Annotated in this window: 20 protein-coding genes; 10 read left to right on the forward strand and 10 right to left on the reverse strand. The window is 70.7% G+C overall.

Annotated elements, in window-relative coordinates; genetic code table 11:
- Positions 1-135 precede the first annotated feature (135 nt).
- Complete coding sequence (gene glgP, locus ACFYY1_RS10750) at positions 136-2742, forward strand: alpha-glucan family phosphorylase (protein ID WP_388583221.1); 2607 nt, start codon at positions 136-138, stop codon at positions 2740-2742.
- Positions 2743-2823: 81 nt separating this feature from the next.
- Here glgP and ACFYY1_RS10755 read toward each other — a convergent pair whose 3' ends face one another.
- Together ACFYY1_RS10755 and ACFYY1_RS10760 are read right to left on the reverse strand one after the other, a co-directional pair.
- Positions 2824-4857, reverse strand: coding sequence for a M4 family metallopeptidase (locus ACFYY1_RS10755; protein WP_388583223.1), 2034 nt, complete (start codon positions 4855-4857; stop codon positions 2824-2826).
- A gap of 163 nt (positions 4858-5020) precedes the next feature.
- Positions 5021-5935, reverse strand: a complete 915-nt coding sequence (locus ACFYY1_RS10760; RefSeq protein ID WP_388583225.1) for a TetR/AcrR family transcriptional regulator C-terminal domain-containing protein — start codon at positions 5933-5935, stop codon at positions 5021-5023.
- A gap of 290 nt (positions 5936-6225) precedes the next feature.
- On the opposite strand from ACFYY1_RS10760, the gene ACFYY1_RS10765 reads away from it, so the two are divergent.
- Entirely contained in the window at positions 6226-6390 is a 165-nt protein-coding gene (locus ACFYY1_RS10765) for a hypothetical protein (protein WP_388583227.1), read from the forward strand.
- A gap of 19 nt (positions 6391-6409) precedes the next feature.
- Here the strand turns inward: ACFYY1_RS10765 and ACFYY1_RS10770 are convergent, their stop codons facing one another.
- From ACFYY1_RS10770 to ACFYY1_RS10790, 5 genes are all read right to left on the reverse strand, one after another.
- Positions 6410-7441, reverse strand: coding sequence for an alcohol dehydrogenase (locus ACFYY1_RS10770; RefSeq protein ID WP_388583229.1), 1032 nt, complete (start codon positions 7439-7441; stop codon positions 6410-6412).
- Positions 7442-7559: 118 nt separating this feature from the next.
- The gene (locus tag ACFYY1_RS10775) at positions 7560-9332 is read right to left on the reverse strand and encodes an ABC transporter ATP-binding protein (RefSeq protein ID WP_388583230.1); all 1773 of its coding nucleotides are present in this window, start codon (positions 9330-9332) and stop codon (positions 7560-7562) included.
- Positions 9329-10978 carry an ABC transporter transmembrane domain-containing protein gene (locus ACFYY1_RS10780; protein ID WP_388583232.1) on the reverse strand — a complete coding sequence of 550 codons (1650 nt, stop codon included), beginning with the start codon at positions 10976-10978 and terminating at the stop codon, positions 9329-9331. The genes ACFYY1_RS10775 and ACFYY1_RS10780 overlap by 4 nt, the downstream gene beginning before the upstream one ends.
- Positions 10966-11487 (reverse strand): hypothetical protein, encoded by a 522-nt coding sequence (locus tag ACFYY1_RS10785; protein ID WP_388583234.1) that lies wholly within the window; start codon positions 11485-11487, stop codon positions 10966-10968. Before ACFYY1_RS10785 ends, ACFYY1_RS10780 begins: the two co-directional genes overlap by 13 nt.
- Complete coding sequence (locus tag ACFYY1_RS10790) at positions 11484-11744, reverse strand: hypothetical protein (protein WP_388583236.1); 261 nt, start codon at positions 11742-11744, stop codon at positions 11484-11486. The genes ACFYY1_RS10785 and ACFYY1_RS10790 overlap by 4 nt, the downstream gene beginning before the upstream one ends.
- A gap of 105 nt (positions 11745-11849) precedes the next feature.
- Here ACFYY1_RS10790 and ACFYY1_RS10795 point away from each other — a divergent pair, with 105 nt between their 5' ends.
- From ACFYY1_RS10795 to ACFYY1_RS10805, 3 genes are read left to right on the forward strand one after another with little or no spacing between them, the layout of a single operon-like run.
- Positions 11850-12674: a Scr1 family TA system antitoxin-like transcriptional regulator gene (locus ACFYY1_RS10795; RefSeq protein ID WP_388583238.1), complete on the forward strand. Its 825-nt coding sequence runs from the start codon at positions 11850-11852 to the stop codon at positions 12672-12674.
- A gap of 12 nt (positions 12675-12686) precedes the next feature.
- The gene (locus ACFYY1_RS10800; RefSeq protein ID WP_388583240.1) at positions 12687-12893 is read left to right on the forward strand and encodes a DUF397 domain-containing protein; all 207 of its coding nucleotides are present in this window, start codon (positions 12687-12689) and stop codon (positions 12891-12893) included.
- A gap of 55 nt (positions 12894-12948) precedes the next feature.
- Positions 12949-13404 (forward strand): VOC family protein, encoded by a 456-nt coding sequence (locus ACFYY1_RS10805; protein WP_388583242.1) that lies wholly within the window; start codon positions 12949-12951, stop codon positions 13402-13404.
- Between the two features lie 202 nt (positions 13405-13606).
- Here ACFYY1_RS10805 and ACFYY1_RS10810 read toward each other — a convergent pair whose 3' ends face one another.
- The gene (locus ACFYY1_RS10810; protein ID WP_388583244.1) at positions 13607-14323 is read right to left on the reverse strand and encodes a DUF6333 family protein; all 717 of its coding nucleotides are present in this window, start codon (positions 14321-14323) and stop codon (positions 13607-13609) included.
- Between the two features lie 106 nt (positions 14324-14429).
- Between ACFYY1_RS10810 and ACFYY1_RS10815 the strand changes: the two genes are divergently transcribed.
- The 5 genes from ACFYY1_RS10815 (at position 14430) to ACFYY1_RS10835 (ending at position 17527) form a co-directional block, all read left to right on the forward strand.
- Positions 14430-14636 (forward strand): hypothetical protein, encoded by a 207-nt coding sequence (locus ACFYY1_RS10815; protein WP_388583246.1) that lies wholly within the window; start codon positions 14430-14432, stop codon positions 14634-14636.
- Between the two features lie 63 nt (positions 14637-14699).
- On the forward strand, positions 14700-15023 hold the full coding sequence (locus ACFYY1_RS10820; protein ID WP_388583248.1) for a hypothetical protein: 324 nt from the start codon (positions 14700-14702) through the stop codon (positions 15021-15023).
- A 47-nt stretch (positions 15024-15070) separates the two neighbouring features.
- A complete protein-coding gene (locus tag ACFYY1_RS10825) occupies positions 15071-15469 on the forward strand; it encodes a VOC family protein (RefSeq protein WP_388583250.1) in 399 nt (132 codons plus the stop codon).
- A gap of 14 nt (positions 15470-15483) precedes the next feature.
- Positions 15484-16767 carry a hypothetical protein gene (locus tag ACFYY1_RS10830; RefSeq protein ID WP_388583252.1) on the forward strand — a complete coding sequence of 428 codons (1284 nt, stop codon included), beginning with the start codon at positions 15484-15486 and terminating at the stop codon, positions 16765-16767.
- On the forward strand, positions 16751-17527 hold the full coding sequence (locus ACFYY1_RS10835; RefSeq protein WP_388583254.1) for a hypothetical protein: 777 nt from the start codon (positions 16751-16753) through the stop codon (positions 17525-17527). Before ACFYY1_RS10830 ends, ACFYY1_RS10835 begins: the two co-directional genes overlap by 17 nt.
- Before the next feature lie 32 nt (positions 17528-17559).
- Here ACFYY1_RS10835 and ACFYY1_RS10840 read toward each other — a convergent pair whose 3' ends face one another.
- Both ACFYY1_RS10840 and ACFYY1_RS10845 read right to left on the reverse strand, forming a co-directional pair.
- Positions 17560-19449: an ABC transporter ATP-binding protein gene (locus ACFYY1_RS10840; RefSeq protein ID WP_388583256.1), complete on the reverse strand. Its 1890-nt coding sequence runs from the start codon at positions 19447-19449 to the stop codon at positions 17560-17562.
- Complete coding sequence (locus tag ACFYY1_RS10845; RefSeq protein WP_388583258.1) at positions 19446-21338, reverse strand: ABC transporter ATP-binding protein; 1893 nt, start codon at positions 21336-21338, stop codon at positions 19446-19448. The genes ACFYY1_RS10840 and ACFYY1_RS10845 overlap by 4 nt, the downstream gene beginning before the upstream one ends.
- Positions 21339-21407: the final 69 nt, after the last annotated feature.

Below are 21407 nucleotides of genomic sequence, written 5' to 3' on the forward strand. Positions count from 1 at the left end.
GTGCGGAGTGCCACAAGACCGAACGGGGGAACGGAATCGGCCATTACCTGTGTGGCCGATGTGCCGGAACGGGCGTGGGGGACGCACCGGAGTACGTCCCCTCGGATCCGCACGACCCCTGCGAAGGTGGAACACGTGAAGGCCATTCGTCGATTCACCGTGCGTCCAGTCCTCCCCGACCCCCTTCAACCGCTCAGCGACCTCGCCCGCAACCTGCGCTGGTCCTGGCACACCGAGACCCGTGAGCTGTTCCAGGCCGTCGACCCGGAGATCCGGGAGACGGCGGAGCGCGACCCCGTGCGGCTGCTCGGCGCCGTGTCCGCGGGGCGGCTCGCCGAGCTGGCCCGGGACGAGCAGTTCCTGCACCGGCTGACCGAGGCGTCCCAGGACCTCCGGGACTACCTGGAGGGACCCAGGTGGTACCAGGAGCAGCTGGAGCTGGGCGCGGAACTCCCGGCCGCCGTCGCCTACTTCTCGCCGGAGTTCGGGGTGACCGCGGCGCTGCCCCAGTACTCCGGCGGGCTCGGCATCCTCGCCGGCGACCACCTCAAGGCCGCCAGCGACCTCGGCGTCCCCCTCGTCGGGGTCGGCCTGCTCTACCGGCACGGCTACTTCCGCCAGAGCCTGTCGCGCGACGGCTGGCAGCAGGAGCACTATCCGGTACTCGATCCCAACGAGCTCCCGGTCACCCTGCTGCGCGAGGCCGACGGCACCCCGAGCCGGGTGGTGCTCGCCCTGCCCGGCGGCCGTTCGCTGCACGCCCACATCTGGCAGGCCCGGGTCGGCCGCGTACCGCTGCTGATGCTCGACTCCGACGTGGAGGAGAACGCGCCGGGCGAACGCGAGGTGACCGACCGGCTGTACGGCGGCGGCAGCGAGCACCGGCTGCTCCAGGAGATGCTCCTCGGCATCGGCGGGGTGCGCGCCGTGCGCACGTACTGCCGCCTCACCGGACACCCGGAGCCCGAGGTGTTCCACACCAACGAGGGGCACGCCGGCTTCCTCGGCCTCGAACGCGTCCGGGAACTCTCCGGCACCGGCCTGGACTTCGACTCCGCGATGGAGTCCGTCCGGGCCGGCACCGTCTTCACCACCCACACCCCCGTGCCCGCCGGGATCGACCGCTTCGACCGCGAACTCGTCGCCCGGCACTTCGGCGACGACGGCGAACTCCCGGGCGTGTCCGCCGAACGCATCCTGCAACTGGGCACGGAGACCTACCCCGGCGGCGAACCCGGCCTCTTCAACATGGCGGTGATGGGGCTCCGGCTCGCCCAGCGGGCCAACGGCGTCTCCACCCTCCACGGCTCGGTCAGCCGGGAGATGTTCGCCGGGCTGTGGCCGGGCTTCGACCCCGCCGAGGTGCCGATCACCTCGGTGACCAACGGGGTCCACGCACCCACCTGGGTCGCGTCCGAGGTCCTCCGGCTGCGCGACCGCTCCGGCGGCGCACCCGGCCGCCGGGACTCCGCCACCGAGGTCCCCGACCGCGAACTGTGGGAGCTGCGGCGGTCCCTGCGCGGACAGCTGGTCACCGAGGTCCGCGAACGGCTGCACGCCTCCTGGCGGGCCCGGGGCGCCGAGCCGGCCGAGCTCGGCTGGATCGACTCCGTGCTCGACCCGGACGTGCTGACCATCGGCTTCGCCCGGCGCGTCCCCTCGTACAAGCGGCTCACGCTGATGCTGCGCGACCGCGACCGGCTGCGGGAGCTGCTGCTCCACCCGGACCGCCCGATCCAGATCGTCGTCGCGGGCAAGGCCCACCCCGCCGACGACGGCGGGAAGCGGCTGGTGCAGGAGCTGGTGCGGTTCTCCGACGACCCCCGGGTGCGCCACCGCATCGTGTTCCTGCCGGACTACGGGATGGCCATGGCGCAGAAGCTCTACCCGGGCTGCGACGTATGGCTGAACAACCCGCTGCGCCCGCTGGAGGCCTGCGGTACGAGCGGGATGAAGGCGGCGCTCAACGGCTGCCTCAACCTCTCGGTGCTCGACGGCTGGTGGGACGAGTGGTTCGAGCCGGACTTCGGCTGGGCGATCCCGACCGCCGACGGTCTGGCCCTGGACGAGGACCGCCGGGACGATCTGGAGGCGGCCGCCCTCTACGAGCTGATCGAGGACCGGGTCGCGCCGCGCTTCTACGACCGGGGCGGCGATCAGGCCCTTCCGGGGCGCTGGATCGAGATGGTCCGCCGCACGCTGGGCACGCTCGGCCCCAAGGTGCTGGCCGACCGGATGGTCCGTGAGTACGTGGAGCGGCTCTACGCGCCCGCCGCGCAGGCCCGGCGTGCGCTGGACCCCGGGACGGCGCGCCGGCTCGCCGACTGGAAGGCCCGGGTCCGTGCCGCCTGGCCCCGGGTGGCCGTCGACCACGTGGAGGCCGTGGCGCCCACCGCGGCGGACGGCTCGGCCGAGCTGGGGTCGACGCTGCTGCTCCGGGTCCGGGTCGCCCTCGGGGTGCTGGAGCCGGGCGACGTGGAGGTGCAGGCGGTGGCCGGCCGGGTGGACGACGCCGACGGGATCTCGGACGGCCGGCTCTTCCCGCTGAAACCGGCCGGGGGCCAGGACCTGGAGGGACGCTGGCTCTACGAGGGGCCGCTCGCCCTCGACCGCACCGGGCCGTACGGCTACACGGTGCGGGTGCTGCCGGCCCATCCGCTGCTGGCGACCGGGGCGGAACTCGGCCTGGTGGCGCTGCCCGTTCAGGCGGCGGGGGACGGCGCGGGCGTGCTGATGCGCTGAGACCGGCCGGACGTGGAACCGCCCGGCAGGGGCGTGAGCTCCTGCCGGGCGGTGATCACCGGGTCATGACCCGTGGGGGGTTCAGAAGGTGAGCTTGAAGCTGTTGATCTTGCCCGTGTCACCCGAGTAGACGTCCTGGACCTTGAGCTTCCAGGTGCCGTTGGCGACCTCGGACGACGCGTTGACCGTGTAGGTGCCGCGGACGTCGTCCGCCGGGTCGCCGGCCGAGGAGTTCTTCAGCCGGTAGGCCGTGCCGTCCGGGGCGACGAGGTCGACGACCAGGTCACCGCGGTAGGTGTGGGTGATGTCCACGTCGACCTTGAGGGTGCTGGGCGCGTTGCCGGTGATGCCGGTGACGTTGACCGAGCTGTAGACGGCCGCACCGCGGTCCGGGATGTTGACCGTGGACTTGTTCTCGAAGACCTTGCCGCCCGGGTCCGGGTTGCCGCCGTCACGGGTGCCGACGTTGATGGCCGCCCAGGCGTCGCCGACCGCCTTGTACTCGGCGCTGGTCGTGCCGTACAGCTCACCGGCCACGGCGAGGGTGCCGGTGCGGGCCGCCGCGTAGTTGGTGGTGGAGGTGAACTTGGTGGTGAGCGCCTTGAACCAGATCTGCTCGGCCTTGGCGCGGCCGATGCCGGTCACCGGGAGGCCGTCGGAGGTCGGGGAGTCGTAGGAGACCCCGTTGACGACCTTGGCGCCGCTGCCCTCGGAGAGCAGGTAGAAGAAGTGGTTCGCCGGGCCCGAGGAGTAGTGGACGTCGATGTTGCCGATGCCCGAGTACCACGCGTCCTTGGACGCGCCGTCCTTGCTCGGCTTGTCCATGTAGCGCAGCGGAGTGCCGTCGCCGTTGATGTCGATCTTCTCGCCGACGAGGTAGTCGCCCGGGTCCGCGGAGGTGTTGGAGTAGAACTCCACGCCCGCGGCGAAGATGTCGCTGGTCGCCTCGTTGAGGCCACCGGACTCGCCGCTGTACACCAGGTTGGCGGTGGCGGCGGTGACACCGTGCGACATCTCGTGCGCGGCCACGTCGAGCGAGGTCAGCGGCTTGAGGTTGCCCTCGCCGTCGCCGTACGTCATGCAGAAGCAGCTGTCCTGCCAGAAGGCGTTGACGTAGGCGTTGCCGTAGTGGACGCGGGAGTACGCGCCGACGCCGTCACCGCGGATACCGGTGCGGCCGTGCACGTTCTTGTAGTAGTCCCAGGTCTCGGCCGCGCCGTAGTGGGCGTCCGCGGCGGCGGTCTCGGCGTTCGACGGGTTGCCGTTGCCCCACACGTCGGTGGTGTTGGTGAACAGCGTCCCGGTGCCGGACGACCCGTGGTTCAGGTTGTAGGTCTTGTGGTTGCCGCGGCCCGTGTCGGTCAGCGTGTACGACGGGGCGGTGCCGAGGGTGACCTGGCCGTTGTACTGGGTGTTGCCGGTGCCGTTCTCGACACCCTGCCACTCGTACAGCTTCGCCCCGGTGGCCGCGTCGGTGATGACGTGCAGCTCGTTGGGGGTGCCGTCCTGCTGGAGGCCGCCGACGACGGTCTCGTAGGCGAGCTGCGGCTTGCCCTGCGCCATCCAGACCACCTTGCGGGGCGCCCGGTCGGCCTCGGCCTTCTTGGAGCCGTCGGCCTTGGCGAGGCCGAGCGCCTGCTTCTCCGCCTTGGCGGGCGCGACGTCCGCCTTCAGGTCCACGGCCTTCAGCTGACCGCTGGTCACCTTGGAGGCCTTGGTGACGCCCTGGGTCGCCCCCGCCTTGGACTCCTTGACGATCAGGTCGCCGCCGAGCACCGGGAGTCCGGCGAAGGTGCGCTCGTAACGCGTGTGCGTGGTGCCGTCGTTGTCCTGGATGACGTCCTTGACGACGAGCTTCTCCTGAGAACCGAGACCGAGGTCCTTGGCCGTGGCAGCCTTGCCGGCGTCGGCCTCGCGGATGAGCTCGGCGCGCTGGGACGGGGAGAGCTGCTTGGCGAGGGAACCCTGGTCGGCACCGGCTGCCGCCGGTACCGCCGAGGTCGTGCTGCCGGGGGTGGCAGTGGCCGTACCGGTCTGGACTCCGACTGCGATGAGGGCTGCTGCGGCTATCAGAGCGCCGGTCGCGGTGGCACGACGGCTGGGCGTGGATCTCACGCGGACTCCTTCTGCGAGGGGGGTACCGGCGGCAGGGTGAGCCGTCCGGGGTGAGCGAGAAGTGCGCAGAACGGGGTGAAGAGTGTCAGCCGAAGGCCGTTCCTGTCAGGACCGCGTCAACAAGTTGGCCGGAAGTCGTTCGTTGCCGGAAAGGTCATGTTCGTTAAGCGGACGTTTCGCCGACCATCACCGCGATGCCGTCCAGCGTCCTCCGTAGCCCGAATTCGAAGAGAACGTCGAGGTCGAGTTCGAACTCATCGTGTTCGAACAAGGAGTTGAGGAACGGGTAGTCGAGGCTGGCCGAGATGGCGTTGGAATGTGGCTCATTCTTTTCCATCCACTGCTCCGCGGAGAGCCCGGTGTCCTGAAGAGCCTGCGATTCCAGCTCGCCGGCCATCGCCAGACCCTGCACATGGGCGAAGAGCGTGAGGTGGATGTGCAGCTTCGTGTGCGGCGGCAGCCCGGTGCCGGCGAGGGCGCGCAGCACCCACTCCGTGTACCGCATCGCGTGCGGGGACGCCGTCGGCCCGGTGAAGGAGGCCGCGGCCTGGGCCAGCCACGGATGGCGCCCGTACGCCGACCGGAGCCACCGGGCGGCGAGTTCCAGCGCGGGGCGCCAGCCGTGGGGCACGGCGCCCAGCGGGCGTTCCCCGAACGCCTCGTCCGACATCAGCCGGATCAGCTCCGCCTTGCCCGGCACGTGCCGGTACAGCGCCATGGTGGAGGTGGACAGGATGGTCGCGACCCGGCGCATCGACACCGCGGGCAGCCCCTCGGCGTCGGCCAGTTCGGTGGCGGTGCGCACGATGCGGCCACGGCTCAGGGCGGGCCCGTCGCCCGCGCCGCCGGGCCCCGGCGCGGGCCGCTCGGCGACGACCGTGCCGACCCCCGGCACCGCCCGCACCAGACCCTCGGCGCGCAGCACCGACAGCGCCTTGGTGGCGGTCGCCATGGCGACTCCCCACTCCCGCACGATCACGCGCGTGGAGGGCAGCCGGTCGCCCGGGGCGAGCTCACCGGAGACGATCCGGCGGCGCAGTCCACCGGCGATCCTGAGGTAGGGCGGTTCGATCGGCACGGGAGCACTGTACTAGTGCACCAGGAACGGCGTACGCCCCCTCAACCCACGGAATTCAGCGGGGTTTTCGAGGCCGCACGCCAGGTGCACTACGGCGGTGTTTGCGGTGTACGCGGAGCAACTGCTCTGCTCCCGCCTTGACTTCGGGACCGAACACCCCGGCCCCGGCCCAGGCCCCGGATCCGACCGCCCCCGTCATTGCTCCAAAGTCCGCCGCCCCGCGCGCCGGGCGCCGTACCCGATGCCGCGCGGGAGACCCTGGGCGGCGCGGTCGCGGTGGCGCGGTCGCGGTGGCCCGGCAGCTGCCGGGCCGGCTGGGGGAGACGGTGCTCGCCCCGGCGACCAGGGCCTTCACCCACAGCCTGGACATGGCCGCGGCCGGTGCCGCCGCCACGATGCTCGGCACCGCCGTGCTCTGCCTCGTACTGCTCCGGGGCGTACGCACAGCACGGTGAGGCCCGTGGGGGCCGGGCGTCAGTCGTTGGTGAGCACCATCCGGAAGCGGGCCGCGCCGGACATCATCCTCTGGTACGCGGCCTCCGCGCCGTCCAGCGGCACGGTCTCGGTCATCGGGCGGATCCCGTGCAGGGTGCTGAACGCCAGGGTGTCCTCCACGTCCTGCGCGGTGCCGGACGGGTGGCCCCGGACGACCTTGCCCGACATCAGCAACTGGTTCGGGCTGATCCCCAGCGGCTCCGGGTCCGCCCCGATGACCACCAGCTCGCCGCGCGGCGCGAGCCCCTCCACGGTCGCCGTGATGGCGGCGGAGTTGGCGGCGGTGGCCAGCACGACCCGGGCGCCGCCGAGCGCCTTGAGTGCGTCCGCCACCGGGGCACCCCCGGTGCTGTCGATGTAGTGATGGGCCCCGAGCTCCTTCGCGAAGTCCGCCTTGGCGGCGCCCCGGGCGATCGCCACCGTCTCGAAGCCCATCGCCGCCGCGAACTGCACCCCCAGGTGCCCGAGGCCGCCGATGCCGAGCACGGCGACCAGGTCCCCGGGCCGGGCGGCACTGCGCCGCAGCCCGTTGAACGTGGTCACCCCCGCACAGCCCATCGGCGCCGCGTCGACGGCGGACAGCGCGTCGGGGATCCGGGCCAGGGCGTCCATCGGGGCGACCACGCTCTCGGCGTAGCCGCCGTCGTACGCCCACCCGGGCACCTTCAGGTTCTCGCAGACCACGAAGTCGCCCCGCCGGCACGGTGTGCAGCGGTGACAGCTGCCGCCGAACCAGCCCACCGCCACCCGGTCGCCCACCTGCCAGGCGCCCTGCGTACCCTCGCCGAGCTCCGCGATCCGGCCCGCGATCTCGTGCCCCGGGACCACCGGGAACCGCACGCCCGGCAGCGCGCCGTTCACGAAGAGCGCGTCGCTGTGGCAGACCCCGCAGGCGTCCACGGCCACCCGGACCTGCCCCGGGCCGGGCCGCGGTACCGCGCGCTCGACGATCTCGAAGGGGCCACCCGAGGCGGCGGCCTGCGCGGCTCGGTAGCTGCTGGAGACACTCATCTGGATCTCTCCGGGTCATGGACGGACGGCCCCCGGAACCAGCAGACCAGCTCCGGCCGGGTCGCGCGCGCCGGGCGCTGCGGACGGGGCGGCCCTCTCCCCGGCCGCGCCCGCCGGCTCAGGAGCCGGACGGCCGATCGCCGTGCCAGGAGCGCCAGAGCGCGGCGTACGCGCCGCCGGCCGCCACGAGCTCGTCGTGGGTGCCCAGTTCGGTGATCCGGCCGTCCTCCATCACCGCCACCCGGTCGGCGTCGTGAGCCGTCTGCAGACGGTGCGCGACGGCGACGACGGTCCGGCCTTCCAGCACGGCGGTCAGCGCCCGCTCCGTGTGCCGGGCCGTCCTCGGGTCCAGGAGCGCGGTGGCCTCGTCCAGGATCAGCGTGTGCGGATCGGCCAGCACCACGCGCGCCAGGGCGAGCTGCTGCGCCCGCGCGCCGTCCGGCCGGTGCGCCCCGTGACCCAGATCGGTGTCCAGGCCGTCCGGCAGTTCGTCGGCCCAGTCGGCGCCGACCGCGGAGAGCGCCGCGCGCAGTTCGTCGTCGGTGGCGTCGGCCGAGGCGATCCTCAGGTTGTCCCGGACCGTGCCGAGGAAGACGTGGTGCTCCTGGGTGACCAGCACGACGTGCCTGCGCAGCCGCTCGGGGTCCAGCCCGGCGACCGGGACCCGCCCGACCGTCACCGACCCGGTGCGCGGTGCGTCCATGCCCGCGAGCAGCCTGCCCAGGGTGGTCTTGCCCGCGCCGGAGGGGCCGACGACGGCGAGCCGTTCGCCGGGACGGACCGTCAGGCCGACACCGTGCAGGACGTCGCCCCCGCCGTCGTAGGCGTAACGCACGTCCGTCACCTCGATCCGGTCGTCGGCCGGTGCGGGGGAGGCGGCCGGCGGTACGTGCGTCGCCAGGGCGAGCCCCTCGACCCTGGCGAAGGAGGCGCTGCTGCTCTGGAGCTGTTCCAGCCGCTGGAGGATGGTGTCCAGGGGCTGGGAGAGCTGCCGCAGATACAGGGCCGAGGCGACCACCGCACCGAGGCTCACCGCGCCGTGGTCGTGCAGTACGCCGCCGATCAGCAGGACTCCGGCCACCGGAATGACGTACGAGACGTCCACGGCCGGGAAGAGCACACTGCGCAGGAACAGCGTCCTGGTCCGGGTCCTCCAGCACTCCTCGACGGCCTCGTCGCAGGCGGTGATGCGGCGCTGCTGAAGTCCGAGGGCCTCGACGGTGCGGGCCCCGGCGGCGGTGGCCGCGAGCTGCTCCGCGAGCGCCGAGTTGGCGCTGCCCTCGGCCAGGTACGCGGTGAGTGCCCGGCGCAGGTACCAGCGGGCGGCGCACCAGATCCCGAGCAGGCCCAGCACCCCGCACGCGCCGAGCAGCGGGTCCAGTACGAAGACCGCACCGAGGATGAACAGCGCCTGGACCGCGGCGATGAGGACCTCGGGCCCGGCGTCCCGGAGGGTGGCGCCGACCATGGCGACATCGGTGGTGCCGCGGGTCAGCAGATCGCCCGTCCCGGCCCGTTCGACCACCCGGGCGGGCAGCGCGAGCGTCCGGTCGGTGAACTCCTCGCGGATGCGCGCCAGCGTCCGCTCGCCGAAGCGGTGTCCTACGTAACCGGCCCAGCGGACCAGGAGGAGCTGCGCCACGGCGAAGACGAGGATGATGAGCGCCAGGCGGTCCACCGCGGCCACCCCGGCGCCCGCCCCGACCTCGTCGACGATGCGGCCGAGCAGCCACGGGCCGACAAGCCCGGCACCGGCGGCCAGCGCGTTGAGGCCGATCATGCCGACGAAGACACGGCCGTCCAGCCGGATCAGCCGGAGCGCCGCGCGGAGTGTCCTGGACGGGTCGGCGATGGGCAGGGCCGGGGACATGGGTTCGGATCCGGTGGTCATCGCACGGCCTCCCTGGACGGCCGGACGGTTCCTCCGGCCCCTTCGTCGGCGAGGGCGTCGTCCTCACCGCGTGACACCAGGTGGCGGTAGCCGGGCTCCAGGTCCAGGAGCTCCCGATGGCTGCCGACGGCCGCGACGCGACCGCCGACCAGGTAGTACACGGTGTCCGCCCGGTCCAGTACGAGCGGTGAGGTGCTGGTGACGACCGTGGTGCGGCCGGCGCGTGCGGTGCGCAGCCGGGTCGCCATGGCCGCCTCGGTGTGCGCGTCGACCGCCGAGGTGGGCTCCACCGCCAGCAGCACCTCGGGATCGGCCAGCAGGGCCCGGACCAGCCGGAGGCGCTGGCGCTGGCCTCCGGAGAGGTTGCGGCCCTGTGCGTCGACCGGCGAGTCGAGTCCGTCCGGCAGCCCGCGCACGATGTCCTGCGCCACGGCCGCATACAGGGCCCGGCCGATGGACTCCTCGTCCCGGTCCCGGGCACCGCCGATCACCTCGCGCAGCGGGCCGGCGAACAGATCGGCCTCGTTGTCCGCGACCAGGATCCGCCGGCGCACCTGCGTCAGGTCGATCTCGTCGAGGCGTATCGCGCCCCAGGTCGCGGCCGAATCGGTGAACCGGCCGAGCCGTTCGACCACCGCCGCGGACTCCGACGGCCGGGCACCGGCCAGCGCGGTCAGCCTCCCGGGTGCCACCTCCACGCCGGACGCCGGATCATGGAGCGTGGCCGGCGAGCCGGGACCGTCCGCCGCCGCTTCGCCTGCCGTTCCGCCGCTCGTGGAATCGGGCTCCAGGTCCAGGAAACGGATGACCCGGCGGGCGGCGACCAGTCCGCGGCTGAGGTCGTAGCCGCCCTCGATGAAGAACTCCACCGGCACCGCGAGCACCGCGGCGTACCCGTAGACCGCGACCAACTCGCCGACACTGATGGTCCCTTCGGCGGCCATCCGGGCCGCGAGCCAGGTCACGGCCCCGAGGAACAGGGTGGGCAGACCGACGCCGAGGGCCTGGATCCAGCTGGTCACCGCGCCGACGCGGTACCCCTCCGCCCGAAGCTCCTGCGAGCCGCGCCGGTAGCGCTCGGCGTACACCTCCTTGCCGCCGATGCCGTTGAGGACGCGCAGGCCCCCGACCATGTCCGCGAAACGGCCGGCGAGCCCGCCCTGCCGCCCCCGGTACGCCGCCTCGACACCCTGCAACCGCCCCAGCAACGGGCCGACCAGCACCGCGAGCAACGGCACCCCGAGCAGTACCACCGCGGCGAGCAGCGGTGACACGGCGAGCAGCAGTGCGGCCACGACGAGGAAGGCGAGGACCGCGCCGACACCGGGGCCGGTGATGGTCAGGGTGCTGGCGATCACCCCGACATCGCCGAACCCGATCGTGACGACCTCCCCGGCCGTGGCCCGGCGCGGCAGCGCCCCGCCCAGCCGGGTCGACTGCGAGACCACGGCCCGCACGGAACGGAAGGCGGCATCCAGCCGCACCCTGGTCATCGTGCGGTGCCGCATGATGGCCAGCCAGGCGTTCAGCACCCCCACGCCCAGCAGGGCCGCGACCCAGCCGGCCAGCGCGGGCCACCGCCCCGGTTGCAGCCCGTCGTCGATGGCGCGGGACAGCAGGTACGGCGGCAGCGTCAGACACACCATCCAGGCGCTGCCGAGCAGCGCGCCGGCGGCGATCCGCCGGCGCTGGCAGACGACCAGCCACCACAGGTAGCGCAGGGCGCTGCGGCGGTCGGGGGGTCGTACGGGGTGCGGCGAGCGATTTCTGATGTCGATCCCTCCCCGGGGCGGCAACGGAGCGCGGTCACGTGTGCCTGTTCCACGTAGCGTACGGACAGCGTGTACGTGCAGTCCTCGTCGGGGACGACGACGAGGAGCGGGGCTCCGCCCTTGATGTGTGCGTGGGCGGCTCGTTGGCTCTCGCGGTCCTCGTACCAGGCGCGGAGTTCGGCGAGCTGGTCGTCGAGATCGAGCCGGTCCACGATCCACAGGGCCTGTCCGCCGAGCCAGCGCAGTGCGAGGACGGGGGAGATGGTCCAGAAGCTGCCCAGGACGTACCGCGCCGCTTCGTCGGTCCCGTACACGAGCCCTTCGGCGACCGCCTCGCACCGGTAACTCGCCTGTCCGGGTGCGGTGTTCACCTCGCCGGTCACAGGATCCGCCCCTCGCTCCGGGCGTTGCACCGCGCGATCTCGGCCCGCAACCGCTCCATCGGGCTCGGCTCCCGCACGTTCACGGGTTCCGCCTCCCACTCCGTACCGCCGCAGACCGGCCGCAACGACCAGTAGGGGCCGGCCGTCCCCCGGAACTCGCCCACCTGGTCACGACGTCCGGTGTCCACCAACAGGGTTCCGGTGGACGGGACTTGTGGGGGCTTCTGCTTGCTCGGGGGGCCGTCTTCCGTACACACAGGCCACTCCTCTCCGTAACGGTTCCGCTACCAAGGGGGATCAGCGTGGCCTAGAGTGGGGAACCCTTCAAGTAATCAGAACGGAAGGAAGGGTTGGGTGGCGGCGTGGTCAACCGCAAGGAGTTAGACCCCGAGAGCAGCCCCGAAGCTGCCTACGGAGCTCATATGCGCAGGTTGCGGGAGAGTCGTGGCTGGAGCCAGGACGATCTGGCCGGAAAGCTGGCGTATTCCAGCCAGCACATCTCGGCTGTAGAAACTGGTCGGAAGCCGCCAACCCTTCCCTTCTCACGCAAGATCGACCTTGCCTTCGGCACTGCTGGCACCGCCGATTCGTTCGAGCGCGAGTGGCGCAACATGCGGCTCGGCGTACTGCTGGAAGGCTTCCCGGAATACGTCGGGTACGAGGGCCGGGCCGTGGAGATCAGGCTGTTTCAGATCGGGATCATCCCTGGGTTGTTGCAAACGCCGGAGTACGCGCGGGCATTGGCGTACGGAGACGTGTGGCGCGGCTCCATCACGTCGGACCAGGCGGATGAGCGAGTCTCGTTCCTCGCGCAACGGCAGGCGGCGCTGGCGAGGGCCAGGCCGCCCATGCTGCTCGTGGTGATGGACGAGAGCTGCATCCGCCGCCCGATCGGCGGTTCAGAGGTCATGGGCCCCCAGATTCAAAAACTGGTCGAATTCGCCGCGCTCCCCAACACCGTCCTGCAGGTGGCGCCCTTCGGCATAGGTGAACGCCGCCCTTTCAACTTGCCCGTCAACTTGCTCACGCTTCCGGACAGGTCCATGGTCGCGTACGCCGAATCCCACGCGCAGGGACACGTGGATCGCGAGAGCACTTCCGTGTTGCCCCTGCTGACGGCCTACCATCAGCTACAGGCTGAAGCGCTGTCCCAAGCGGCATCCGTGGCGATGATCGAGCAGGCATGAAAGGGAAGACCCGTGACTAACGAGCCCCGTTGGCGGAAGTCCTCGCACAGTTCCAACGGAGGCGACTGCATCGAGGTTGCCGCGAACCTCGCTGCCACGCTCGGACTGGTCCCCGTCCGCGACTCGAAGAATCCGGGCGGCCCGGTGCTGAACGCCTCCGCCGCCTCGTTCGCCTCGTTCGTGGCAGGCGTCAAGGCCGGAGAGTTCGGCACCGTCTGACCGTCCGGCCCGCCGAAGTGGATCGTCTGTCAGACCTGCCTGGGATGCTCCGGGCATGGAGATGACAGTGCAGCTGACGATCGACTGCTCCGATCCGCAGAGAATGGTGGCTTTCTGGGCCGAGGCCCTGGGCTACGTGCCTGAGCCTCCGCCTGGCGGGCACGCCACGTGGCGTGCCTACTGGGCGGCGATGGGGGTGCCCGAGGCGGAGTTGCCGGCTGGTGCCGGGGATATTCCGGAGTCGATCGTCGATCCCGTGGGACGTGGACCAAGGGTGTGGTTCCAGCAGGTTCCGGAGCCGAAGGCCGCCAAGAACCGGTGGCACTTCGACCTGAAGGTCGGTGGGGGACGTGATGCCCCGCTGGACGTCCGCACACAACGGGTCAAGACGACGGCGGAACGGCTGGTCGAAGCCGGTGCCACCGTGCTGCGGACCAAGGACGAGCCGGACATGGGGCTCTACGCCGTCGCGATGCAGGACCCCGAAGGCAATGAATTCGATGTCGTCTGAGGGCCGTTGCGACGGTGCTGGTGGCAGCCACTCGTTCGCGGCTGCCACCACGCTCTGGGCCGTTTCGTTTCGATCACGAGCGTCGCCGGTCACCCAGCCCCGGAGATCACCTCGCCTGATGCGGACTGCAGGGGACTGCAGGGGACTGCGAATCGATCAAGACATGTGGGCGACCTGGAGCCGGCTTCTTGATCGTTACCGGTCAAAGGAACCAGGACTCTTCCATCCGGAACGTGGAGCCGCTGGTGTGGCGGACGCGGAAGACGGACATCCGGAGGTCCACGCGGCCCCACGGGTCGCACGGTCCGAGCGCAAGCCGGCCCAGGGCCCGCCAGTCGATTTCATCGGACTCCTCGTCCAGGTCGATCGCTTCCTCGGCGAGGGTCTCGGAGCTGATGCCGAGGGCGCGTACTACGGCCTGAGGGTCGCCGGTGACTTCCAACGGTTCCACGCCGGACCAGCCTTCGGCGTGCAGCATCAAGCCGCCGGGAAGCCGGATGATGTCTTCGGTGTGGTCTCCTCCGCAGTGAACATCGGCTGACCCGACGATCCTGGCGTCCGGGTAGCGCTCGCGGAGAGTGTTGGATGCCCCGAGCAGCGGCGAGTCGCCGATGCTGTCGGCCAGGGCCGGGTCGGTTATGGAGATGACGTTGCCCCAGCAGCCCACCTTGATGATGTCCAGGTCCGCCCGCGTCTCCGGAGCCGGCGAGCCGCATGCGGAGCCGGGGGGCAGCTCTTCGAGGATCTCGTCGACGGTGTCGAAGTCTTCGGCGAAGTGGCGGGCTCCTTCCGGGTCGTGGGGAGAAAAGTTCACCGTGCCTGCGGGGAAGGGGGGAAGGAGGAGGGTGAGGGTGTAGTCATCGCCATGTCCCCGAACTTCTCGGTCGGGTGGGCAGGCCCAAAAAGTGGTGTCGGTCACAAGGGGCACCGTAGCGACGGGCACTGACAGTCCCGGCGTCTCGCCGTCGAGCGGGCTACGGATCCGGCGGGCCTTCGGTCCGGAGCCCTGGCGGACCGCGACCTTCATGATCTCGCCCGCTCCGCTGCTGATCGACAAGGTCCGTGACGTGGCCTTCCTGCTCCTGGGCCCGTACACCGCCCACCTGCCACTGGTGCTGCGTACGCTGGTCATGACGGCGATCGTCGTCCCGGTCGCCGTCCATGTCCTCGTTCCAGCGCTGCTCAAGGCCAATCACAAGGCCGCCGCAGCGTTCAACGCCCGCCGCCGGTGAGAGCCGTTCTTCGCCGGGCCAATTCGGTCGAGACGCGTCCAGCGGTCTGAGTAGCCTCGCTCTGTGGTGGATGAAGAGCAGTACGCCCGGTATCGGGAAGACTCGAAGGTGCTGGCGGCGATCGGGAAGCAGGTCGACGCCCAGGCCGGCCGTGTCACGGTGCGGCTGCCCAGGGCCGTGGCCCAGGCCGCGGTGGACGCCTGGGAGCGCGACGAGTCGGGCGACCTCGGTGCGGAGACCCATGAGCAGTACGCGCTGCGGGACCAGGCCGGTGATCTGGCGCTGATCGGCCTTGTGATCTCGGAGCGCGGCCGCTGGGAGGACGACGAAGTCGTGATCGACCTGGATGTCGTCTCCGCGGGGGCAGCGGTGCGGGCGTCGCTGTAGTCGGGCGCGGCATACTCTGAGCCCCGTCCTCACTGCCTGGGAGAGTCATGACAAGCAGGTTCACCGAGCTGACCGTTGACTGCCACGATCCGGAGAGGCTCGCGGCCTTCTGGTGCGAAGTCCTGGACTTCAAGGTGATCGAGCGGAGCGAGGGCAAGGTCGAGATCGGCTCCTGGGTGCCGACCGTCGAGGATGTGCGGGCCCGTCAGATGCCGCCCACCGTGCTGTTCATCGAGGTGCCCGAGGGCAAGGCCGTGAAGAATCGGCTTCACCTCGACGTCAGCCCGATCGACGCCGGCACCGAGGACGAGGTGACCAGATTGCTCGGCCTCGGCGCCACCAAGGCGGATGTGGGCCAGGGCCCGGACCGGAACTGGGTGGTCATGGCGGACCCCGAGGGCAACGAGTTCTGTGTCCTGCGCACCCTCGCACCGCAGGACCGGTAGGCAGGTACCGCTTGATGCACACGACAGAGCAGGCGGAAGCGCGCATCGAGGATGCGGGCAACATCTTGGTCGCGCCTTCGACGTTGCACGACAATGACTTGGTCAGGAACTTCTTCGGGTCCGTGATCACACCGGAGGACCTTGCTCCTGGTTCGCCCGACGCTTCTGGTTCGCCCGGCGTTTCCGGTTCGTCCGACGCTCCTGGTTCGCACGACCTCGCGCAGAAGACCGTCTACCTGTGTGGCGACATATCCGGGATCAGCCGCCGCCAACTGCGTACGGCTGCCCGGGTGTTCGTCGTCCGGGAGCTGTCACACGGTTACCACGAGGACGTCGACGAGCCCTGGACCCTCGTCGGCCTCGGCCGGGTTCCCGTCCGCGTGCACGGCGTCGGCGTGTACTACCGCCGCTTCTTCGGACTCGACGCCGACTACTTCGGGCGGATCAGCACGGAGCACGCGTTCCAGTCCCTGACGGAGTCCACCAAGCCCGGAACGGCCCATCGCAGCGGAATCTATCTGACGCCCGTCACACGAGACGGTGACGAACTGCATTTCCGTCTGCTCCGGTGCTCCACGAATCTCTCGGGGCCGACCGAGAACTTCCGCCCGACCGACACGCACGTCGTCGAGGCCCTGAACCGCGAGGCCGCCACCGTCTTCCGGAACCAGGCGCCGCTGAATCACGTCCTGGCGCAGATCTACCACAACACCCTTGCCACAGCTGAGCGCAAGCAGTCCAAGGCCAAGATCTCGGCCCATGCCGACAAGACCAAGGACATGCCCGTCAACGGCATCATGGCCTTCTGCACCTTCTACGACCGGCTCGACAATCTGCGGCCCCTGGCCGAGGACGCCTTCGACTACGGCGTGAAGGGCGCCAGCGGGCTGACCAGACTCCACTTCCGCCTCAAGAAGCCGGTCGAAGAACGCGCCGGGGCCGATTTCCCCGCGCAGTTCACCGTGACGCTCCATCCCGGCTCCGTGTTCTTCATGCCGCTGTCCACCAACCGCCTGTACACGCACGAAATCCGGCCCTCGACGCTGGATGCCGAGTTGCTCCCGACCCGCCTGGGATACGTGGTGCGCTGTTCGAGCACCGAAGCCGTTCACAAGAACGGCCACACGTTCCTCGAAGCGGCCGGAGATCTGGTGCAGCTGGAACCACCCACAGCGGACGGCATGGACGATCTGCGCAGGCTGTACGCCGAGGAGAACAAGACCTCGTCGTTCATCGATTACGGCGACAAGTTTCTCTTCAGCATGAACACGGGAGACTACGTTGCCCCCCGAATCTAGGATCTCGGACGAGATCATCTCGTTCGCTCTGCCGACCGAGGGGAATCCCTTTGCGGAGCTGTCCGCTTCGGTTCGTTGGGAAGACGTGGGAAAGGGACGGAAAGGAGCCGTGCTTTCGAGGGTCGACGAGGCGGGTGGTGTGCCTCTCGTCCGTACCACCACCCGGTACGGCAGCCCGGCGCAGCGTTTCCGGGCAGTGCACGAACGGCTGGCGCAACAGATCCAAGAACGTGCGGCGCTTCCGGTCGGCTTCAACAGTGCTCTCATCGAGAGCTACACGAACGCTTACACCACCATGGGCGGCCATTCCGACCAGGCTCTCGATCTGGCCGACGAGTCGTTCATCGCCGCCTTCTCCTGCTATCGAGACCCCGGTGCGAGCCCGCCGAGGAAGCTGATCTTCGAACCAAAGGGGTCCGGTGGTGAGAAGTTCGAGATCCCCCTCGTCCACAACGGTGTCGTCGCGTTTTCCGTGGACTCGAATCGGCGGCTCAGGCACAGAATCGTATTGGACGCGCCCGGCCGGGCGGTGGACAACCAATGGCTGGGCGTGACCTTTCGAACGTCAAAGACCCTCGTCCGGTTTCGCGACGATCATGCGTATCTCCCGCAGGGGGCGCGCCTCATTTCGGCCGACGACGAGCAGCGACGCGAGTTCTACCAATTGCGGCGCCGTGAGAACAACGAAACGGACTTCCGCTACCCGTTGCTGACGTACACCATCAGTGAGAGCGACCTGATGCCGCCCGTCGGACCTTGAGGGCTCTTGGGCAACCCTCCCGGCCCGGCGCGCTACGACAGGCTCTCCCGCCACGCCCGGTGCAGCCCCGCGAAGCGGCCCGTGCCCGCGATGAGTTCGGCCGGGGGGCCGTCCTCCACGATGCGGCCGTGCTCCATCACCAGGACCCGGTCCGCGATCTCCACCGTGGACAGGCGGTGGGCGATGACCACCGCGGTGCGGCCGTGCAGCACCGTGTCCATGGCCCGTTGCACCGCCCGTTCGCCGGGGATGTCGAGGGAGCTCGTCGCCTCGTCGAGGATCAGCACCGCCGGGTCGGCGAGCAGGGCGCGGGCGAAGCCGACCAGCTGGCGCTGACCGGCCGAGATCCGGCCGCCCCGCTTGCGTACGTCCGTGTCGTACCCGTCGGGCAGACCGGTGATGAAGTCGTGCGCGCCGATCGCCTTCGCGGCCTGCTCGATCTCCGCGCGGGTCGCGTCCGGGCTGCCGATCGCGATGTTCTCGGCGACCGTCCCGGAGAACAGGAACGCCTCCTGGGTCACCATCACCACGCCGCGCCGCAGCTCCGGGACGGCCAGGTCGCGCAGATCCGTGCCGTCGAGCAGGACCCGGCCGTCCGTCGGGTCGTAGAACCGGGCCAGCAGCTTGGCCAGCGTCGACTTGCCCGCGCCCGTCGACCCGACCACGGCGACGGTCTGCCCCGCCGGAATCGTCAGATCGAAGCGGGGCAGCACCTCACCGCCCGTGCGGTAGGCGAAGCGCACCTGGTCGAAGACGACCTCGCGGCCCGGGTGTTCGCCCGTGAGGGCCGGCAGCTCGCGCGGGTCGGACGGGTCGGGGACGGACGGGGTCTGGGCCAGCAGGCCCGCGATCTTCTCCAGGGAGGCCGCGGCCGACTGGTAGGAGTTGAGGAACATGCCGAGCCGGTCGATCGGGTCGTACAGCCGGCGCAGATAGAGCACGGCCGCGGCCAGCACCCCGAGCGCCAGGGTGTCCGAGGCCACCCGGTACGCACCCCACAGCACGATTCCGGCGATCGCCGTGTTGGCGACCAGCCGGGAGCCGACGACATAGCGGCCCATCTCCAGCATCGCGCTGCCGTTGGTCCACCGGTGCGTGTTGTTGAGGTCCTCGAAGTGACCGTCGTTGACCGGCTCGCGGCGGAAGGCCTGGACGGGGCGGATGCCGTTCATCGTCTCCGCGAACTTCACGATGACCGCGGCGATCGCCGAGGACCGCTCGGCGTACAGCAGTCCGGCCCGCCGCTGGAAGCGCCGCACCAGCAGATACAACGGGACGAAGGAGAGCACGGCCAGCGATCCCAGGCCGAAGTCCAGCCAGAGCAGCATCAGCGAGATGGAGACGAAGGACAGTACGACGCCGATCAGCTCCTGGAGCCCCTCGCTGAGCAGCTCCCGCAGCGACTCCACGTCCGTGGTGGAACGGGAGATCAGCCGGCCCGAGGTGTAGCGCTCGTGGAAGTCCACGCTCAGCGCCTGCGCATGACGGAAGATCCGCCCGCGCAGATCGAGCAGCGCGTCCTGGTTGACCAGGGAGGAGGCCCGTACGAACGCGTACTGCGTGGCCCCGCCCGCCGCCGAGCACAGCGCGTAGGCGACGGCCACCGCGATCAGCGGCCCGTAGTCCGCGTCCCGGAACGCGGGCACCCCGCTGTCGATGGCGTAGGCGACGAGCAGCGGACCGGCCTGGAGCGCGGCCTGCTGGACCAGCAGCAGCAGCGCGATCAGCGCCACCCGGGCCTTCATCGGCCGCAGCAGCGACCGCAGCAGTGCCCCGGTCGCGCCGGGCGGGACGGGCAGGTCGTCGCGGTCGAAGCGGTCCCGGGACGCGGATCGGGCGCCGGTGGCGTCCGTGGTGTCCGGGGCGTCCGGCGCGTTCGCGGTGTTCTTGGAGGGGGCTGTGCCGGGTGTCGTACTGGTCATCGGGGGCCCTTCTCGACGAGGACGTCCTCGGTGGACTGGTCGGGGAAGGCGCCACCGGCGCCCTCGGCGCCCGACATCAGCCAGGCGTACTCGGCGCTGCCGCGCAGCAGTTCCTGATGGGTGCCGACGGCGGCGATCCGGCCCCCGGAGAGCAGCGCCACCCGGTCCGCGAGCATCACCGTGGACGGCCGGTGCGCGACCACGATCGCCGTCGTCTCCGCCAGGACGTCTCGCAGCGCGGCCTCCACCAGCGCCTCCGTGTGCACGTCCAGCGCGGAGAGCGGGTCGTCCAGGACCAGGAAGCGCGGCCGGCCGACCACGGCGCGGGCCAGGGCGAGCCGCTGCCGCTGGCCGCCGGAGAGGCTGAGGCCCTGCTCGCCGACCTGGGTGTCGACGCCCTCGGGCAGCTCGTGCGCGAAACCGGCCTGGGCGACGGCCAGTGCCCTGCGCAGCTCGTCCTCCCCGGCGCCCTCGGCGCCCATCAGCACGTTCTCCCCGACGCTCGCCGAGAAGAGCGTCGGCTCCTCGAACGCCACCGACACCAGCTTGCGCAGCCGCTCCCGGGGCATGGTGGTGATGTCCGTGCCGTCCAGTGTGATCCGCCCCGCGGTGGCCTCGTGCAGTCGCGGCACGAGGGCGGTGAGCGTCGTCTTGCCGGAGCCCGTGGCCCCGACCAGGGCCATCGTCTCGCCGGGCCGGATCCGCAGATCGATCCGGGACAGCACGGGCACGGAACCGGGCTCCGCGTCGGGGTAGCGGAACTCCACGCCCTCGAAGACCATTTCACCCCGGGACGAGCCATCGGCCCGCACCCGTCCCTCCGCGCCACCCGGGCCGTCCGCGCCGTCGGCCTGTCCGTCCACGCCGGCCTGCTCGACCGCGTCCGGCGCGTCCGCCTCCTCGGCCACGTCCATCGCCTCGAAGAACCGCTCGGTCGCCGTCGCCGACTCCTGGCTCATCGCCAGCAGGAAGCCGATCGACTCCACCGGCCAGCGCAGCGCGAGCGCCGTGGAGAGGAAGGCGACCAGGGTGCCCGCCGAGAGGTCCCCGTCCGCGACCTGGACCGTGCCGAGCACCACTGCCGCACCGATGGAAAGCTCCGGGAGCAGGGTGTTGGCGGACCAGATGCCCGCCAGCAGACGGGCCTTGCCCAGCTCCGTGGTGCGCAGCCGCTCCGAGAGGGAACGGAAGGCGAGGGCCTGGCTGCGGTGCCGGCCGAAGCCCTTGATGATGCGGATGCCGAGCACGCTCTCCTCGACGACCGTCGTCAGATCGCCGACCTGGTCCTGGGCTCGGCGCGCCACCAGCGAGAACTTCGTCTCGAAGACCAGGCAGATGACCATCAGGGGCACCGCCGGAGCGAGCAGCACCAGCCCCAGCGTCCAGTGCTGCATCAGCAGAATGACGATGCCGACCAGGATCGTCGCACCGTTCACCAGCAGGAAGGTCAGCGGGAAGGCCAGGAACTGACGCAGCAGCATCAGATCCGTGGTCGCGCGCGAGAGCAACTGCCCCGACGGCCAGCGGTCGTGGAACGCCACCGGCAGCCGTTGCAGATGCCGGTACAGGTCGGCCCGCATCGCCGCCTCGACCCCGGCCAGCGGTCGCGCCACCATCCATCGCCGCACCCCGAACAGCGCGGCCTCACCGATGCCCAGCAACAGCAGGTACAGCGCGCCGAGCCAGACCCCGCCGGGGTCGCGGTCCGCCACCGGGCCGTCGACCATCCACTTCAGGACGAGGGGGATCACCAGACCGACGCAGGACGCGACGATCGCGACCAGGGCGGCGCCGAACAGCCGCTTGCGCACCGGCTTCACATAGGGCCACAACCGCAGCAGGGACTGAACGGTGGACCGGTCCTTGGGCTCTGCATGTTCTTCGGGCATCACAGTCGAGACTACGTTTCACCCCTGACATCGCTCATGTGGTTTTCCGGCCGACGTACGGCCTCATGG

It is taken from the genome of Streptomyces sp. NPDC001890 (genome assembly GCF_042891445.1).
Classification (GTDB): Bacteria; Actinomycetota; Actinomycetes; order Streptomycetales; family Streptomycetaceae; genus Streptomyces.

What these genes read in the sequence shown, in the direction of transcription:
- ACFYY1_RS10770 (WP_388583229.1), bottom strand. Translation starts at nt 7,441, where the DNA reads ATGAGTGTCTCCAGCAGCTACCGAGCCGCGCAGGCCGCCGCCTCGGGT.
- ACFYY1_RS10775 (WP_388583230.1), bottom strand. Translation starts at nt 9,332, where the DNA reads ATGACCACCGGATCCGAACCCATGTCCCCGGCCCTGCCCATCGCCGAC.
- ACFYY1_RS10780 (WP_388583232.1), bottom strand. Translation starts at nt 10,978, where the DNA reads ATGGTGTGTCTGACGCTGCCGCCGTACCTGCTGTCCCGCGCCATCGAC.
- ACFYY1_RS10805 (WP_388583242.1), top strand. Translation starts at nt 12,949, where the DNA reads ATGGAGATGACAGTGCAGCTGACGATCGACTGCTCCGATCCGCAGAGA.
- ACFYY1_RS10815 (WP_388583246.1), top strand. Translation starts at nt 14,430, where the DNA reads ATGATCTCGCCCGCTCCGCTGCTGATCGACAAGGTCCGTGACGTGGCC.
- ACFYY1_RS10825 (WP_388583250.1), top strand. Translation starts at nt 15,071, where the DNA reads ATGACAAGCAGGTTCACCGAGCTGACCGTTGACTGCCACGATCCGGAG.
- ACFYY1_RS10830 (WP_388583252.1), top strand. Translation starts at nt 15,484, where the DNA reads ATGCACACGACAGAGCAGGCGGAAGCGCGCATCGAGGATGCGGGCAAC.
- ACFYY1_RS10840 (WP_388583256.1), bottom strand. Translation starts at nt 19,449, where the DNA reads ATGACCAGTACGACACCCGGCACAGCCCCCTCCAAGAACACCGCGAAC.
- ACFYY1_RS10845 (WP_388583258.1), bottom strand. Translation starts at nt 21,338, where the DNA reads ATGCCCGAAGAACATGCAGAGCCCAAGGACCGGTCCACCGTTCAGTCC.